Source organism: Labilithrix sp., assembly GCA_019637155.1.
In the GTDB taxonomy this organism is placed as follows: domain Bacteria; phylum Myxococcota_A; class Polyangia; order Polyangiales; family Polyangiaceae; genus Labilithrix.
The window spans coordinates 157,901-175,663 of the sequence record JAHBWE010000013.1 but is presented as its reverse complement, the minus strand read 5'-3'; the positions used below and the strand labels follow the sequence as shown (position 1 = coordinate 175,663).

10 protein-coding genes are annotated in these 17,763 nt (G+C 72.9%); 2 read left to right on the top strand and 8 right to left on the bottom strand.

Annotated features, from left to right (window positions below):
- Nucleotides 1–473: 473 nt before the first annotated feature.
- The 8 genes from KF837_27050 to KF837_27015 all read right to left on the bottom strand — a co-directional run bounded on the left by KF837_27050 (nucleotide 474) and on the right by KF837_27015 (nucleotide 10,829).
- Nucleotides 474–1,829 (bottom strand): hypothetical protein, encoded by a 1,356-nt coding sequence (locus KF837_27050; protein MBX3231008.1) that lies wholly within the window; start codon nucleotides 1,827–1,829, stop codon nucleotides 474–476.
- A complete protein-coding gene (locus tag KF837_27045; protein ID MBX3231007.1) occupies nucleotides 1,826–2,839 on the bottom strand; it encodes an AAA family ATPase in 1,014 nt (337 codons plus the stop codon). The genes KF837_27050 and KF837_27045 overlap by 4 nt, the downstream gene beginning before the upstream one ends.
- Nucleotides 2,836–6,021, bottom strand: a complete 3,186-nt coding sequence (locus tag KF837_27040) for a hypothetical protein (protein ID MBX3231006.1) — start codon at nucleotides 6,019–6,021, stop codon at nucleotides 2,836–2,838. The genes KF837_27045 and KF837_27040 overlap by 4 nt, the downstream gene beginning before the upstream one ends.
- The gene (locus KF837_27035) at nucleotides 6,018–6,272 is read right to left on the bottom strand and encodes a hypothetical protein (GenBank protein MBX3231005.1); all 255 of its coding nucleotides are present in this window, start codon (nucleotides 6,270–6,272) and stop codon (nucleotides 6,018–6,020) included. The genes KF837_27040 and KF837_27035 overlap by 4 nt, the downstream gene beginning before the upstream one ends.
- Complete coding sequence (locus KF837_27030; GenBank protein ID MBX3231004.1) at nucleotides 6,265–8,373, bottom strand: AAA family ATPase; 2,109 nt, start codon at nucleotides 8,371–8,373, stop codon at nucleotides 6,265–6,267. The genes KF837_27035 and KF837_27030 overlap by 8 nt, the downstream gene beginning before the upstream one ends.
- Nucleotides 8,370–8,933 (bottom strand): hypothetical protein, encoded by a 564-nt coding sequence (locus KF837_27025; GenBank protein ID MBX3231003.1) that lies wholly within the window; start codon nucleotides 8,931–8,933, stop codon nucleotides 8,370–8,372. The genes KF837_27030 and KF837_27025 overlap by 4 nt, the downstream gene beginning before the upstream one ends.
- A gap of 295 nt (nucleotides 8,934–9,228) precedes the next feature.
- Complete coding sequence (locus KF837_27020; protein ID MBX3231002.1) at nucleotides 9,229–10,248, bottom strand: hypothetical protein; 1,020 nt, start codon at nucleotides 10,246–10,248, stop codon at nucleotides 9,229–9,231.
- Nucleotides 10,245–10,829: a radical SAM protein gene (locus KF837_27015; protein ID MBX3231001.1), complete on the bottom strand. Its 585-nt coding sequence runs from the start codon at nucleotides 10,827–10,829 to the stop codon at nucleotides 10,245–10,247. The genes KF837_27020 and KF837_27015 overlap by 4 nt, the downstream gene beginning before the upstream one ends.
- A gap of 26 nt (nucleotides 10,830–10,855) precedes the next feature.
- On the opposite strand from KF837_27015, the gene KF837_27010 reads away from it, so the two are divergent.
- Together KF837_27010 and KF837_27005 are read left to right on the top strand one after the other, a co-directional pair.
- A complete protein-coding gene (locus tag KF837_27010) occupies nucleotides 10,856–14,353 on the top strand; it encodes a ribosomal protein L7/L12 (GenBank protein ID MBX3231000.1) in 3,498 nt (1,165 codons plus the stop codon).
- Nucleotides 14,350–17,745, top strand: coding sequence for an ATP-dependent Clp protease ATP-binding subunit (locus KF837_27005; GenBank protein ID MBX3230999.1), 3,396 nt, complete (start codon nucleotides 14,350–14,352; stop codon nucleotides 17,743–17,745). The genes KF837_27010 and KF837_27005 overlap by 4 nt, the downstream gene beginning before the upstream one ends.
- Nucleotides 17,746–17,763 lie beyond the last annotated feature (18 nt).

Genomic DNA, 17,763 nt, shown 5'->3' with positions numbered 1-17,763 from the left:
CGAAGCCTGCCCGCAACGAGAGCCCTCTCGCGGGGGTCCGGGGGCGGCGGAGCGCGCGCGCAGCGCGTGCGGAGAGACCCCCGGCGGGGAGTGCTCGAGAGGGGCAGCGCCCCTCTCGAACAAGACAGCGCGTGCGGAGAGACCCCCGGCGGGGAGTGCTCGAGAGGGGCAACCCCGAGCACGAATCGAAGCCCGCCCGCAACGAGAGCCCTCTCGCGGGGGTCCGGGGGCGGCGCAGCGCGTGCGGAGAGACCCCCGGCGGGGAGTGCTCGAGAAGGGCAGCCCCGAGCACGAATCGAAGCCGCCTGGAACGAGCCCCTCTCGCGGCAGCCCCGAGCACGAATCGAAGCCCGCCCGCAACGAGAGCCCTCTCGCGGGGGTCCGGGGGCGGCGGAGCGCGCGCGCAGCGCGTGCGGAGAGACCCCCGGCGGGGAGAGCTCGAGAGGGGCAGCGCCCCTCTCGAACAAGAAAGCTCAGACAAGCCCGGAGAGGGCCTCTGTCGTCGCGCGGGACCAGTCGTCGAGTGTGCCGGCGGGGAGCGGGAAAGGGACGTCGACGATACGTGCGTCCAGCTCCGGTGCGCCGCCGCCGAGGCTTACGACCTCCACGAGCGCGCGGCGTGTCTCCGCGGCCGACGACGCGACCACCTTCGGCCAGGTCGAGGACGACACCTCGCAGATGCCGCGCTCGATCCACTCCCGGAGCAAGAGCTCCGTCAACACCCGCTCCTCCGCGAGCTCCTCGTCGAGGAACACCACCCGCAGCTCGAGCGCCTCCTCACCGAGGAGCTCCACGAGCTTCTTCACGACGACGAGCACCACCGCGAGGACGAGGACGATGCGCTGGAAAGGGACGTGCGCGTCCTTCACCCGCGCGCGCACGAGGGCGTGGTCGAGCGCGAGGAACACGACGCGGCGGCGGCGGACGAAGATCGCCTCGTCGCGTGTATAATACAACAATTCACCTTCTACCCAGCGCATGTCGAAGAGGTCGATCTCGCCGCTCCGCGCCTCCGCCGGCGGGGTCATGTAGATGAGCTCCGACGTCACGAGGTTCTCGATCGAGCCCGACGTCGACATGCTCGCGAAGCCGCCGGCGGGATAGGCGCTCTCGTCCTCGAGCTTCGCCGCGACGTCGCCCTCCTTCTTGCGGCGGCGGCGGACGCGGCGCGGGACGCCGCGCGCGATCGCCTCCTCCGCCCGCACCACGTCGGCCGCCGCGAGGCGCTGCGCGAGGCCGGCGAGGACGGTGAGGTTCTCGAGCGCGAAGATGTCCGCCTCCCCCACGAGCTCGCGCGCGCGCTGCGCCCGGCGCGCCGCGTCGGCGTACCAATCGGCGAGCGTCGCGCGGAGGGTGGGATCGTCGCGGAGGAGGGCGTGGCCCGCGGCCACCGTCTGCTCCGGGCTCCGCTCCGCGAGGCGGCGCACCACCGCCGGGCTCGCGGTGAAGCCGCCGGTGACGCCGATGCGCGCGAGGATGCCGGCGACGAGGATGCCGACCGCTTGCCCGTGCATCCGCGGCGGCAGGCGGAGCGCGGCGAAGCCCGCCGCGACGAGGCGGCGATCGCTCGCGAGGCGCCCGAGGAGCGCGTCCTCGTAGCGACGGATCGCGGCCGCGAGGGCGGGATCGTCCGCGGCGGGGCGCAGCCGATCGAGCGTGGCGCCGAAGAGGAGCGCGCCGACGTCGGCGACCACGCCGGCGGGAGGGAGCTCGACGCGCTCCGTCATCGTCGCGACGATCCACGGGCCCGCGACGCGGCCCGCCTCCTCCGGCGGCAGGAGCCGCGCGAGGCAGAGCGCGGCCGCGATCTCGTGCTCGGCGTCGCTCATTCCGCCGTCGCGAGACCCAGGAGCTGCGGGACCTTGGTCTCGAGCAGGTCGACCTCCTCCTTCGTCTCGCCGAGGTACGAGAGGAGGGAGAGGTCGTCGCGCTCGACCGTGCCGCCGTGGAGGAGCCACGCGCGCGTACGGAGGAGGCGGTACAGCTTGATGATCTTGCGGTCGCTGACGAACACGTTGTCCTCGCGCACGAGCGTCTTCAACACGCGCCGGAGCTCGCGCATCAGCTCGTCGGAGAAGAACGTCTGCCGCTCGTCCTCGCGCGCCATCATCAGCGTCAGCCAGCGGTGCGCCTTCATGAAGTCCTCGAGCGACGCGTGGCCCTCCGCCCAGGGCCGCTGGTTCGTGTCGCGGAACACTTGCATCCGGAGGCCCATGTCGACGAGCTCGACGAAGTGATCGTCCTGCACCGAGCGGCACGCCGCCTTGAGGCAGAAGCGGTCCTTCAACGCGCCCAGCTCGGCGTGCTCCGGGATCTCGTTCGTCGCCGCGAAGAGCACCTTCAGGCGCACCGGCTGCGGGACCCCGTCCTGGTAGAACTTCTTCTCGTTGATGATCGTGAGGAGCGAGTTGAGGATCGCGGAGTTGCTCTTGAAGATCTCGTCGAGGAAGATGAGGCGCGCGGTCGGGAGCTTGCCGCGCTCGCGCCGCACGTAGCGGCCCTCGCGCAGCAGGTTGATGTCGATCGGCCCGAGCACCTCGCTCGGCTCGGTGAAGCGCGTCAGCATGTACTCGAAATAGTCGTTCTCGCCGAGGCCGAGCGCGTCCTTGAACTTGATGACGAGGTCGCTCTTCGCGGTGCCGGGCGGCCCGACGAGGAGGAGCGGCTCCTGCGCCACCGCCGAGACCGTCATCAGATCGACGAGCTTCTGCTTGCCGACGAACCAGCGCCCGAGCGCGAGGCGGAAGCGCTGGAGGCGATCGCGCACCGCGGCGATCTCCTTGTCGAGCGTGGCGAGCGGCGTCTCGAGGACGCGGTCGAGCGGGTCCGAGGTCGTCATGATTGGAGGTCCTTGTGGATGCGGCGGCGGACGAGGTACTCGTCGTCGTCGAGGTGACGGCGCGCGACGGGATCGATCGCGAGGTCGTCGCTCACGTAGCCGAGGACGAGGGACTCGACGAAGTCGAGGACGGAGAGGCACACGTGCGTGTTCGTGTTGAAGCTGTCGGTCACGACGGCGATCCCCTTCTCGAGCTCCGCCATCCCCGCGAGCGCGTAGTCGATCGGCGCGGTGCCGAGCGCCCGCGCGAGCGCGCCGGTGACCTTCAGCCGATCGGGCACGCTCTGATCTTGCAGCCCGCGGAGGAACGCGAGCGCCTCCTCGAACACGGGCCGCGCGCGATCGAGCTGCCCGAGGAACGCGAGCGCGCCCGCGGTATGGAGGCGCGCGACGAGGTTGGGGGTCCCCTTCCCCGCCGCGGCTTGCTGCAAGAGCGCCAGGATCCGCTCCGCCTCGACGCGGAGCCCGAAGCGGCGCAGCGTGCGCAACATCCCCGCCGCCACCGGCGCGATCGCGCTCGCGCCCTCGGCCCCCACCTTCGCGACCGCGGGCTCGATCGCGGCGAGGAGCTCGCGCGCGAGCGGCTCCTCGCCGAAGTGACCCGCGAGCATGAGCGCCTCCTCGAGGACCTGCACCCGCCGCGCGGGATCGATGTCGGCGACGCTCTCGAGGATCGCGCGGAGGTGCGCGTGCGCGCGCTCGTGGCGGAGGCTCGGGAAGAAGTCCATCGCCCCGTCGTAGAGCCGCGCCTTCGTCTCCGGCGGCGCGCTCGCCGCCTGCGTCATGATCTCGGCGACCATGCGATCGATCGCGGCGGGATCGCCCTCGCCGCGCAGCGCCGCGAACTCGGGGCCGCGCGGATCGGCCTCGCCGCGCTGGAAGGCCGCGATCGGATCGAGGCGCTCGTGTGGCTCGAGCACCTTCGACGCCTGCCGCACGCGATCGACCTTGTAGCGCTCCAGCCGCTCGAGGCTCGTGAACGACGCCGACACGTCGGCCGGGAGCGCGGTCTCCGGCGCGAGCCCCTCGAGCGCCTGCCCCACGCGCGCGACGTAGGCGCGGACGAGGACGGAGTGGATCGGATCGTTCGCCGGGAGCGCGCTCGCCGCCTCGTCGCGGAGCTGGCGCGCGCGCTCCACGCGGCCGACGCGCGCGAGGCCGAACGCGACGACGAAGCGCACGTACGCCCGCGTGAGCTTCGGCTCCGCCTCCGTCGCCGAGCGCCGCCGCTTCACCGCCATGATCTCGGCGAGCGCCTCGAGCCGCGCGGCGAGGAGCTCGATCTGCGCGACGTCGCGCGTGCGCCCCGCGCGGCGCAGGAACGACGGCACGTCGCGCTCGAGCGAGAGCCCGGAGTGGATGCGGGAGAGGAGGCGATCGCGGCCGCGCGCGAGCCCGAGGCGATCGCCGCCGACGAGCTTCGAGATCGCGAGGCGCGCGAGCCACGCGCTGCGGACGTCGAGGTGGCCGTCGTGACGATCGAGCCAGAGCGAGACGTCGTGCACGCGCGCGGCGAGGTCGGGATCGCTCCCCGCGACGAGGCGCGCCGCGATCGCGCGCACGTGATCGCGCGAGGGATCGACGAGCGCGAGGAGCGTCGCCGACGGAGCTCCGCGCACGACGAGGTCCTCCGCCTCCGCCCACGCCGCCGCGGGCGCGGGATCGTCGGGGCGCTCCCACACGAGGCGGTTCCACGAGAGCGCCGCGTCGTGGGCGCGCGCGAGCATCGTGTCGAGCACCGCCATCCGCGCCCACAACGCGAGCCGCTCCGGCGCGTCCGCCGCCGCGTCGAGCTCGAAGAACTGACGCTCGACCGACGCGAGCTCCTCCGCGACCCGGCTCGTGTCGACGCGCGCGGCGCGGAGCCGCTCGGGCTGCTGCTCCGTTCGCGGCGCGGACCTCGGGCGCGGCTCCGGCGCCGGCGCGGGCGCCTCCGCGGCCTTGCGCTCCCGCTTGCCCTTTCCGACCTCCGGCTTCGGCGGCGGCTCCGGCGCCGGGAGGGACGGCTCCGCCGCGCCCACGTACGGCGCGAAGTCGAAGGTCGCCGATCGGATCCACGGGACGAGCTTGTCGCGATCGCGATCGATCACGTAGTCGACGAACGACGAGAGCGGCTCGAACGCGTCGTCGCGCGTGCTCTCGACCGTGAAGCGACCGCCCGCCTCCGCGCGCAGCCACACCACCTCGTCGGGGTCGGGGGTGAGGAGCTCGCGCAGTCGATCGCGCCGGAGCGGCGGCTCGACGTTCGCCGCGATCGGCACGAACAGGTTCGCGATCGCCGGGTGCGCGCGGTACGCCTCGCCCTCGATCTCGATCGGCGCGCTGCGCCCCGGGCGGAGGCGGAGGACGATCTCGCCGCTCGCGAGCGCGGCGAAGAGGAGGCCGCGCGCGACCTCTTCGGGGAGGCTCGCGACGAGGCGCTCCACGCTCGCGGCCGCTCCGGCGCGGACGACCCAGAGCGAGGGCGCGTCGAGCACGGCGCCGTGCGCGAGCCGCAGCGGGACCGCGATCCGCGGCGCGCTCCCCTTCGCCTTTCGCTCCGCCTTCGGCGCCGGCAGCGTGAGCTCCACGATCGAGTAGATGTCGTCGAACGCGCCGTCGGGAAACGATCGCGCGCCGTCCTCGCCCATCAACACCAGCGCGCCGGCGGCGGGGCGGAGGAAGCGCGCGAGCGCATGCGAGAAGCCGGCCGCGACCCAGACCTTGTCCTGCCCCGGCGGCTCCGGCACGAACGCGGCGCGCGCGCGGAGCACCGAGTAGTACGGCGGCGCGTGCGCGCGGAGGAGGTGACCGCCGGGGACGCGGCGGTACTCGAGGCGATCGCAGCCGAGGCGGATCAGCTCGCCGGCGAGGCCCACGAGCGACGCGTCCTCGTCGAGCCAGAAGAGGACCGGCCCGTCGAGGTCGAGCTCCTCTCTCGTCCGCGCGATACGAACGAGCTCGACCCACGAGCCGACGACGACGGCGGCGGGCGAGTCGCTCGCCGCCGGGAGCCGCCCGACCCCCGCCGCCGCGAGGGCGCGCATCGCCTCCGGCGCGAGCGCGGCGCGCGGAGCGACGACGACGCCGCCCGCGTCGTCGCGCCACGTGCGCGCGGGCTCCGCGAGGACCGTCTCCGGCACGAGGCCGGACGTGATCGTGAAGCGGAGCGCCTCCTCGCTCTCGAAGCGGAGGACGCTCACGCTCGCTCGCGGCCTCGCTCTGGCGTGGGCGTCTCCGCCGGCTCCTCCGCGGTCTTCCCGCCGCCCTCGCGCTCGACGACGATGTCGTCGCCCGGCTTCGCGATCCCGCCCTCGATCAGCTTCTCGACCACGTCGCGGTGCGCGTCCTCGTGCTCGTGCGGGAGCATGTCGGCGTCGCTCGCGTACGCGATCGTGATCGTGCGCTTGCGGGTGACGGGGTCGATCGAGAGCCGGATCGTCGCGCTAGCCATGGGTCTTCTGCCTCTTGGATTCGGGGAGCAGGTCCACGAAGGCGGCGCGGTCGAGGACCTTCTTCTCGAGGAGGAGATCGCGCAGCGTCGCGAGGAGCGCCTGCTGCTCGGTCAGGATCTTCGCCGCGCGCGTCCGCTGCTCCTCGAGGATCGCGTGCGCCGCCTTCTCGACGTCGTGGAGCGTCGCGTCCGAGGTCGTGATGTCGCGCGCGAAGCGGCGCACGCCGGTCCGCTCGCCGCCCATGCCGAGGTCCTCCACCAGCGCGCGCGCGATGACGGTGGCGCGCTCGAGGTCGTGGCCGGAGCCGATCGAGAGGTCGTCGAGGAGGAGCGCCTCCGCCTCGCGACCGCCCATGAGGCAGCAGATGCTGTCGAGCAGCTGCGCGCGCGTCGTCACGTAGCGATGCGCGGGATCGGCGTACTGCACGAACCCGAGCGCGCCGGCGAGGTCGCCCCGGATCGAGATGCGATCGATCGCGGGCGCGTGCTCGCAGAACAGCGCGCACACCGCGTGCCCCGCCTCGTGCGTGGCGACGACGCGCTCCTCCGCCTTCGTGAGGTCCGGCCGCTCGAGGTACGCGGAGAGCGCCTCCTCGACGTCGGCGACCTCGGTCGGCTCGGCGGTGGGGCGCGCGGCGCGGAGGCGCGTGCGCGCGATCTGGCGGCAGAGCGCCTGGATGTGATCGCCCGAGTAGCGCCCGGCCGCGCCCTCGACGAGGTCGCCGGTGCGCTTCACCGCGTAGTCGCTCGCGCGCTCGCTCAGCGCGAGGCCGAGCTTCCGGTCGTGGATCCCGAGGATCGCGCGCCGGTCGGCCGGGTCCGGGTACGGGATGTGGAGGTGGAACTCGAAGCGCCCGGGGCGGAGGAGCGCGCGGTCGATCGAATCGACGAAATTCGTGGTTCCGACGACGAACACGAGCTCCTCTTTTCGGAAGCCGTCCATCTCGGTGAGGAGCTGGTTCACCATCGAGTGCTCGACCCCGGAGCCGGTGTACATCCCGCGCGCGGCGGCGATCGAGTCGAGCTCGTCGAACACGATGATCGCGGGCGCGCTCTGGCGCGCCTTGAGGAACACCTGGCGGATGTTCTCCTCGCTCTCGCCGACCCACTTGCTCTTCAGCTCGGGGCCGCTCACGACGATGATCGCGGCCTTCAGCGCGGTCGCCATCGCCTTCGCGAAGAGCGTCTTTCCGGTGCCGGGCGGTCCCCAGAAGATCATCCCGCGCGGCACGAGCGCCTCGATGCGCTTGATCGCGGCCTCGTCCGCGAGGCGCGACTTCGCGGCGAGGATGTCGAGGATCTCGTTCTTGAGCCGCGTCTTCACCTTGTCGTAGCCGCCGACGTCGGCGTCGAGGTCGACGTCCGGCATCTCGAACGAGGACGAGAGCGTCGCGCGCCGGAGCTGCGCGAACGCGGGCCGCGGATCGTCGGGGTAGTCGACGCCGCCGAGCGCGCCGAGGAGCCGGCGGAGCCGCACCGCGTTCACGCCCGACACGTACTTGTAGAGCTCGTAGGGATCGAAGCCGCGACCGAGCTTGCGCGCCTCCCGCTGCGTGACGAGGTGCCGGAGCCGCTCGCGATCGACGCCGAGGATGTGCTCGTGGTGCGGGAAGAGATCGTGGATCACCTTCGGCACCGAGAAGGACGGGTCCTTGAACCCGAGCCACAGCACCTGCGGGTTCTCGTAGAGGAGCGGGATCACCTCGCGCGCCTCGCTCGTGAGCCCGCCGCCGGACGACGACACGAGGAGATCGAGGTGCGGGAGGACGACGACGCGCTCGCCGACCGGCCCGCGCACCGCGTCGCGGAGCTGCGAGATCATCGTGCCGATGACGCCGGTCGGGATCGCCTCCGGCGGCGCGTCCGCGGGCGGCCGCCCGTCGAGGTAGGCGCAGCGCAGCTCGCGCTTCTTCAGCCGCCCCCGCAGCGCGGCGTAGAAATAGGGGACCAGCTCCTTGTCGCACTCGACCAGCGCGGGCAGCCGCGCGAGGAGCGCCTCTTCCACCCGCGCGAGCTCCGCGGCGTAGGCCGCCTCCACCGCCGCGCCCGGCGCGATGTCGAGGGGCAGCTCGTTCTCGGGGACGAACCGCGCGTTCGTCAAAGCTTCACCTTGATCGTGAGCTCGCCGGTCTCCGCGTCCTCGTGGAGCTCCTCGATCTCGCCGAGCTTCCGCGCCTTCTCCTTGAGCGCCTCCGCCGTCACGCGGTTCGTCACGCCGTCGAGCTCGCTCCGGAGATCGCCGAGGCGCCGCTCGAGCTTCTCGGTCACCTCCGCGCGCGCCTTCTCCTCCGCCTCGGCGGCGTCGCGCTCCGCCCGCAGATCGACGCGCTTCTGCGCGGCGGCGGTCCCCTTCTCGAGGGCCTCCTCCACCACCGTCTCGACCGCCTCGCGCTCGACGTCGATGTTCGCGGTCGCCTCCGCCTTCACGCTCACGGTCGCCTTCTTCGGGTCGATCTCGACGACGACGCCGCCCTCTTCCTTGCGCCGCAGCACGTCGCCGCTCTTCTCGAAGCCGCGCCGCACGAGCTCGGCCTCGAGGATCTCGCTCGTCCTCTCGGGCGGCAGGATCGGGAGCAGCTCGAGGCTCGAGCACACGCCGTCCTCGACGTGGACGACGCGATGGACCGAACCCCTGACCGTGACGCGGTACGCTCGACTCACCGGCCCATAGTAGCTGCTCTCTTGTTCGAGAGGGGCTCTGCCCCTCTCGAGCTCTCCCCGCCGGGGGTTCTTCGCGCGCGGGGCGCGCTACGACGCCCCCGGACCCCCCGAGAGGGAGCCGCGGGCCTCCGCAGGGAGCCGCGGGCACCCGCAGAGGGAGCCGCGGGCACCCGCAGAGGGAGCCGCGGGCAATGTCGCGATCGCTCCAGCTGCGCTCCAGCTGCGCTCCAGCTGCGCGGAGCGACGATCCGGGCCCGACGGGTGGCGGGCTTGGGGGCGGGTCTTCGATTCGTGCTCAGCCGAGCGAGCCCAGCTCCGTGACGACCGCGGCGGCGCGGCCGAAGCCCTCGCGGCCGAGGTGCGACCAGCTCGTGAGGAGCGCCTGCGCGACGTCGTAACCCTCGTCGATGAAGCCCACGCGCGCGGACGACTCGTACGTGCGCGACAGGCGGGCGGCGGCGTGGAACAGCGCGCCCGAACGCTGGCGCGCCTCCGTGCGCACGCGCAAGGTTCCGCCCGCCCGAACCGGCGGCGCGGCGCGGGCGGCGACGCGCTCGGCGCGCTCGCCGGGAGGGAGCGCCGTCCGCGCCGCGTCGACGAGGAACGTCGCGAGGTCCCATCGTTCGATCTTCGCGAGGGCGTCGGCGAACGCGTCGAGCGTCGCGCGCTCGTGGCTCGCGATCCGGAGCGCGACCTCGGCGTCGAGCTCCTCCGTGCCCCACGACGCCGAGGTCGCCCAGCGCTGCGCGAGGTCGCCGGCGAGGCACTCCACGACGACGCGGCCCTCGTCGCGCGCGAGGAGCGCGTCGAAGGCGGGCACCGGCGGCGTCACGTTCGCCCGCGCGATCGCGCGCGCGAAGCCGAGCGTCGCGAGCGGGCTCGTCACCGAGAGGGCGAGGTTCCGCTCGAAGCGGCGGCCCGCGACGAGGCGATGCGCGAGGTACGCGACGAGCTCGTCGCCCGCCGTCGCGGGGGCGAGCGTGAACGGCGCCGCGCCCATGACCCCGAGCGCGGTGCGCGTCATCCAGCGCAGGAGCTCGAACGTGTACTTCCCGAACGCGAGCACGGGGACCGGCCGCACGTCGTAGACGCGCGCCGGCTTGATCGATCCCGTGTCGGCGCGGACGACCGCACGCGCACCGCCGAGGCGCGCGAGCATGCGCACCGCGCCCTTCGCGAGCGTGTCCTCGAGGAGGCGCATCGTCCGCGGCGGTAGCAGCTTCACCGGCGTCGCGCTCGCGAGCGACGCGTCGATCGCGGCCTCCGCCTGCGGGCTCATGATCGCCCGCGCGATCGCGATGAGGTCCGCGCTCACGCGCCGCCTCGCTGCATCGAGCGCGCGAGCGCGGGCCACCCGTTCACGACGAGCTCGCCCTTCCGGAGCCGCACCTCGATCGTGTTCGGCGTCGTCCAGCACGGATCGTCGGGCCGGTAGCGCTCGGTCAAGAAGCGCCGCTCCTGGTTCGCGGAGCCGATCCAGCGCCGGCTCGGCTCCGGCCGCGCGCGGTCGTAGGGACCGTCGACGAGGAGATCGCACGCGTCGAGGAGCGCGCGCGCGTCGGGGCGCGCCTGGAGCTCCGCGAGCGTGAAGCCGCTGTAGATCATCACGCCGAGGCCGCCGGCCCGCACGGCGCGCGCGAACGCCGCGCACGCCTCCGCCTGCGCGAACGGCTCGCCGCCGAGGAGGCTCACCCCCTCGAGGCCGGGGACCGCGAGCGCGCGCGCGGCGAGCGCGAGCGGATCCGTCGCGACGCCACCCTCGAACCGCAACATCTGCGGGTTGCAGCACTCCGCGCAGCGCAGCGGACAACCCTGGACCCACACCGCGAAGCGGCGGCCCGGCCCCTCGGCCTCCGTGTCCTCGATCACCTGCGCGACGTGGAGCAACGCCCCCATCTTAGCTGAGGTACGCTGGGCGCCGCGTGTCGTCGCTCGAGCTCGTCACGATTGGCCTCCTCCGCGAGCTGACGAGCGGGGACGCGATCGTCACGCTCCTCGCCGAGCCGCGGCTCGCGTCCTTCGGCGACGAGGACGACGCGGTCCTCGAGGCGCAGATGTTCGTCTCGGAGCACCTGTCGGCCGCGGACCCGGAGGTCGTCGCGCGCTACGCGCTCCCGCGCGACGCCACCCTCGCCCACACCGACGTCGTCGTCCCGCGCGACGACCTCGCGCGCCGCTGGAACATCACGACGCCGATCCGCTTCACGAGCCTCGTCATCCCCACCGTGCCGAACACGAAGGGCGTCCGCGACAAGTGGATCGTGATCCTCGCGCTCGATCACACGTTCTTCGCGCGCGCCGACGACGACGTCGACCACATGGTGTCGTCGGAGGTGAAGCGCATCGTCGCCGCGCGGGAGCTCGATCCGGCCGGCTACCTCGAGCTCCTCCCGCCGCGTCACGAGCGCATCGTCGAGGTCGTCGCCAACGTCGCGCGCGCGGGCGCGACGCAGATCGTCGGCGACGCGAACCGCCGCAAGCGCATCGCCGAGATCGAGGCGACGAAACACGCGGTCGCGGTCCTCGACTCCGTCGCCGACGCGCTCCACGCGCGCGTCCCGCTCGGCCGCGTGAAGCCGCAGCCCTTCCCGCTCCGCGACGCGGAGATCGCTTCACTCCGCGCGCTCCTCGCCGGCGAAGAGCGCGCGAGCGTCCTCGTCCTCGGCAAGGAGCGCGTCGGCAAGAGCGGGCTCGTGCGCGCGTGGCTCGAGCGCGAGCACGAGGCGAACCGCCCCCGCGTCGTCTACGCGACGTCCGGCGCGCGCCTCGTCGCCGGGATGAGCGGCCTCGGTCAGTGGCAGGAGCGCGTCCGGCGCGTCATGGAGGCCGCCGCGCGCGTCGACGCGATCCTGTACTTCGACGACCTCGGCGACCTCTTCGCCGATCGCCCCGGCGGCCACGTCGACATCCCGACCGCGATGCGGCCGTGGCTCGAGGACGGCCGCGTCCGCGTCATCGGCGAGCTCCGCGAGGAGCTGCTCGATCGGGTGGAGGCCCAGAACGGCGGCTTCTTCGCGTGCTTCGGCCGCGTCCGCGTCGAGCCGCTCGACGCGAAGCAGGCGCTCGCGATCCTGAACGAGCTCACGGAGGTGCAGATCGCGAAGGACCCCGATCGCCCCGCGCTCACGCCGGCGGGCAACTCCGCGCTGGTGGAGCTCGCCGAGCGGTACCTGCCGTACGAGTCCTTTCCGGGCAAGGCGGTGCGCCTCGCTCGTGAAGTCGCCGCCGCGCGCGAGATCGCGCTCGGCTCCGGCGCGACGGGCGCGCGGATCGGACCGGACGCGGTGCACGAGGCGTTCAGCGTGCGCACCGGCGTGCCGACGTTCCTCCTCCGCGACGAGAGCGCGCTCCACGTCGAGGACGTCGTCGCCGAGCTCGGCAAGCGCCTCGTCGGCCAGGACGCGGCGGTGCGTCACGTCGCCGAGCTCGTCTGCGTCGTGAAGGCCGGGCTCCAACCCGGCGGCAAGCCGCTCGCGACGCTGCTCTTCGTCGGGCCGACCGGGGTCGGGAAGACCGAGCTCGCGCGCGCGCTCGCGGCCCTCCTCTTCGGGAGCGAGGACCGCCTCGTCCGCTTCGACATGAGCGAGTACGCGAGCGCGTACGCGACCGAGCGCCTCTTCCGCGGGAACGACGGCGGCGAAGGGCTCCTCACGCGCAAGGTCCGCGAGCAGCCGTTCTCGGTCGTGCTCCTCGACGAGATCGAGAAGGCCCACCCCGCTGCGTTCGATCTCCTCCTCCAGGTCGCGGGCGAGGGCCGCCTCACCGACGGGCGCGGCAAGACGGCGTACTTCCACAACACGATCCTCATCATGACGTCGAACCTCGGCGCGACGCATCGCAAGGCGCAGCCGGGCTTCGGCGGCGGTGACAAGGCAGGCGACGACGCGCACTACGCGAAGGTCGTCCGCGAGACGTTCCGCCCCGAGATGGTGAACCGCATCGATCGGATCGTCGCGTTCCGATCGCTCGCGCAGGCGGACATCCTCGAGGTCGCGCGCATCGCCGCCGCCCGCGCGACGCGCCGGCGCGGCGTCGTCGAGCGCGGGATCGATCTCGTCGTCACCGACGACGCGATCGCGCACCTCGCCGCGACCGGGATGAGCGACGTCTACGGCGCGCGCGCGCTCCGCCGCCACGTCGAGCGCGCGCTCGTGACGCCGATCGCGCAGCACGTCACCAGCCGCGCCGGCGGCAAGGACGGCTACCGTATCGTCGCCGACGCGACCGCCGGCGCGCCGGCGCTCGCGGTGCGCTCCGAGCCGCTCCCGGAGCGACGGAGCCGCAACGCGGCCCACGCGCTGACCGAGATCACGGAGCTCCGGCGGAAGCTCCATCGCTGGACGCGGCTCGATCGCATCGTCTCGCTCCGCGAGCAGGCCGCGTACCTCGTCGCGCAGCTCGGGTACTTCGCGACCGCGAAGAAGAAGCGAAAGCGCGAGGACGCGCCCGACGGCACGGCGCTCGGACAGATGGCGGCCGAGCACGCGCGCTACTCCGAGCTCCTCGCCTCGCTCGACGAGTCGCTCGCGGAGGTGTTCGCGGTCGAGGAGCTCGCGCTCGCCGCGTTCGTCGCCGGCGATCCGGTGGAGCCGCTCCGCGCCGAGCTCGCCGAGCCGCACCGCCGCCTCCGCGCCACGCTCGTGCGCGCGCTCGTCGCCGAGGAGCAGGGCAAGAACGCGGTCACGTTGATGGTGAAGGAGCTCGACGATCGACGCGCGTTCGATCTCTGGCTCGTCCCGCTCCTCCGCGAGGCCGACCGCCGCGGCTGGCGCGTCGCGGTGCACCTCGACGCGGACAAGGACCGCGCCGGCGCCGGCTGGCCGGCCGAACGCCGCTGGGGTCCGCCGCGATCGATCGAAGAGGCGCTGCCGCGGCTCGAGGACACGGAGCGCACGTTCCGCAACGTCATGCTCTCCGTCGACGGCGACCACGCGCGGATCTGGCTCGGGCTCGAGTCGGGGACGCACTCGTTCAAGGACTTCCCCGGCAAGAACGGCCCCGACGCGCGGCTCCACGTCTCGGTCGTCGCCGCGCGCGCCACGCTCACCGCCAACGAGTGGACTCCGCCCGTGCTCGATCCGCCGAACGCGCAGGTCGCGGAGGGCCTCGCGAAGCAGGCGCTGATCCGCGTCTCGCACGCGGAGGGGAAGGTCCGCGTCTACGGCACCTGGTTGGTGGAGATGTCGTTCGCCGACTACTGGCCGCGGTTCGAGGACATCGCGCTCGAGCAGCTCGTCGGCTACGAGCAAGGTCTCCTCCACGATCGCGACGCGGTCCTCCGCCCGATGATCGACGACCGCTTCGCCGAGGTGCGCTCGCTCGCGCGCGCGGGGAAGAAGATCGACGCGATCAAGCTGTTCCGCCAGCTCACCGGCGTCGGCTTGAAGGAGGCGAAGGACGCGGTGGAGGCGATGGAATGACGGCGTCGTTCACCGTCCCCGTCTACCAGAAGCGCCTCGTCTCCTCGGTCGAGCTCACGACCCTCGGGCTCGGACCCGCGACCCAGCGCGCGACGGGGAAGAACCTCCCGAAGGCGGAGGAGCGGCTCAGGAGCGCGCTCCGGCAAGTCGTGCAGGCCGCGCGCCCGATCGAGCTCGCGCGCTTCGACTTCAAGCGCGGCACCCGCCTCGAGCGCGTGCACCTCGAGGTGAACGTCAAGGACGCGAAGAAGCGGAAGGTGAGCGGCCTCTGTCCGATCGTCGTCGAGCCGCGCCACGTCGGCGACGGCCGCACGATGGACGTCTGCTACCACCCCGCGCGGCAGGACGAGTGGTTCCCGCGTCACGCCTTCGAGGCGCTCTCCGTCACCGCGGCGGCGTACTTCGGCGGCACGTGGGCGGCGCTGAGCGACGAGGAGATCGCGCGCCTCTGGAGCAACACGAAGGACTCGCTCCGCGCCGTCTCGTTCACCGCGCAGGAGCGCACGCTCCTCGGCGAGCTCCCCGATCGGAAGAAGGGGATCTGGGACGACCTCGAGGACGATCCGCTCCAAGCGGCGAAGAAGCAGCGCGCCGCGATGTCGGTGCTGCCGCGGCTCGGCAAGGACCTCACGCCCGCCGCGACGAGCGCGGAGTCGGCGGCGACGCTCGGCCTCCCGCGCTCGCCGTACCGCGAGCAGCTCCAGGTGCTCCTCGGCGCGAAGCGGAAGCAGTCCGTCATCCTCGTCGGCGCGCACGGCTCCGGGAAGTCGATGCTGATCCGCCAGCTCGTCCACGATCTGCTCGCGAGCGACGACTATGCGTCCCACCAGAACCTCGACAAGGTCACCCACGTCTGGCGCCTCCTCGGCAAGCAGCTCATCGCCGGGATGTCGCGGATCGGGCAGTGGGAGCAGCGCTGCGTCGAGCTCCTCGACGATCTGCGCGGGCGCTCGATCGTGCTCGCGGTCCCGGACCTCCACCTCTTCGGCCGCATCGGCCGCGCGCGCGACAGCGATCGCGCGCTCTCCGACTTCTTCCGCGGCCCGGTCGGCCGCGGCGAGATGATCGTCGCCGGCGAGTGCACGCCCGAGCAGCTCCAGCGCCTCGAGGAGGACGATCCCGCCTTCGCCGCCGCGTTCGTGAAGCTGCACGTCGCGCCCGCCTCGCGGGCGGAGACCTTCAAGATGATGCTCACGCGCGCGCGCGAGCTCGAGGTCTCGTCGCTGCTGACAAAGATCTCTCCCCTCGCCTTCGAGACGGTCCTCGATCTCGGCGAGGGCCTCTTCCCGCAGCACGCGCTGCCGGGCAAGGCGGTCGATCTCCTCGAGCGCGTCGTGAAGGCGCGGCCGAACCGCGTCATCGACGGCGACGAGATCACGCGTCACGTCTCGGCGACGACAGGGCTGCCGCTCGAGCTCCTCTCGCCGGAGGGAGCCCTCCCCGTCTCCGACATCGCGCGGCGGCTCGGCGAGCGCGTGATCGGCCAGGAGCGCGCGGTCGCGGAGGCCGCCGACGTCGTCGCGCGGATCCGCACCGGCCTCGTCGATCCGAAGCGGCCGTGGGCGGTCTACCTCTTCACCGGCCCGACCGGCACCGGGAAGACCGAGCTCGCGAAGGCGCTCGCCGACTACCTCTACGGCGCGGCGAGCGACGCGCCGACCGATCCGCGGCTCGTGCGGATCGACATGAGCGAGCTCTCGGGCCCCGACGGCGTCGCGCGCCTCATCGGCGACGCGTGGAGCCCGGAGGGCATGTTGACGAGCGCGGTCCTCGCGCAGCCCTTCTCCGTCGTGCTCCTCGACGAGATCGAGAAGGCGCACCCGGCGGTGCTGAACCTGCTCCTCCAGCTCTTCGACGACGGGCGGCTCACCGACGCGGCGGGCAACACCGCGAGCTTCACGCAGGCGGTCGTGGTCATGACCTCGAACCTCGGCGCGAGGCAGCGCGCGCCGGTCGGCTTCGACGAGGCGTCGGAGGGGCTCCTCCACGACGTCGCGCGCGCGGTGCGCGAGTTCTTCCCGCCGGAGCTGTTCAACCGCATCGACGCGATCGTCCCGTTCCGGCCGCTCACGCCCGAGGTCGCGACCCAGGTCACGCGGAAGGAGCTCGGCAAGCTCTTCGCGCGCCCCGGCCTCGTCGATCGCAGCGCGTTCGTCGACGTCGCCGACGCAGCGGTGGAGCGCATCGCGCGAGACTCGCTCCGCGCGGAGGACGGCGCGCGCTCGCTGAAGCGCTACATCGAGGACCGCGTCGGCACGCTCCTCGGCGAGAAGATCGCGGAGTCGCCCGGCGCCGCGATGCAGGTGCTGCGCATCGCGGACGGACGCGAAGGGCTCGTCGTCGAGGCCGAGCCGATGGTCGAGGCCAAGCCGATCGCGGGGCGCTACGCGCTCGAAGGGATCTGGAACAAGCCGCTCGTCGAGATCCGCGACTCGCTGCCGGAGGCGCTCGCGACGCTGGACCGGATCGAGTCGAGCGATCGCCTCGCGCTCCTCTGCGAGACGCTCCGCCACCACCTCTCCGAGCACAACCGCGGCGTGCGCGAGCACGGCGAGCTCCTCTTCAACATCGACTGGATGCGCTGGTCGATCGACGACCTGCGCGATCGGATCGAGCGCATCATCGTCGCGTCGCGGGACATGCAGGTCCACGCGCTCGAGGAGGCGATCGTGGCGCGGGACCACAACGAGCCTCCGCGCTTGCCGTGGAAGGACCACCCCAAGCCCGCGCCGGGCCGGATGCGCTTCGACTTCGGGCGGCAAGGCACGTGGTGGGAGATCTTCTCCGCGATCGCGGAGACGCACGTCCTCGAGCGCGCGCTCGACAAGGTGACGGCGCCGGGGCAGCACGCGGTGTTCGTGGAGCTCGTGCCGTTCGGCGCGGGCCGCGCGCTCCGCGACGAGATGCTCATGGCGTACCGGATCACGCGCGGGAAGGCGGACGAGGTCGCGTGGGCGGAGGACGGCGAGGTCCGCACCGGCAACCGCTACGCCGTGAGCGACGCGAGCCCTGTCGTGGTCATGAAGGTGGTGGGGCTCTGCATCGCCGACTACCTCGAGCTCGAGCACGGCACGCACGTGTGGCAGCAGACCGTGCGCGAGCCGGAGCTCCTCCGCGTCCGCGTGCTCGCGGCGGCGGAGGGAGACTCGGCCGCGCGCCACGTGCGGGCGTGGCTCGACGCGAAGGCGAACGGCCATCGCGACGCGACGCGCGTGCTCCCGCTCGTGCGCACGGTGCGCTTCGATCCGCCGGGCAAGGACCGGCCGCCGGCGCTGCTCGAGATGGAGGACTACGTGCTCGGCATGCCGTACACGACGCGCGTGACGCGCATCGCGGAGGCGTTCGCGAGGCTGTGGCTCTTGCGCCTCTCGCGCGTGGAGGCGGCGCCGTGAGCAAGCCTTCCCTCCGCG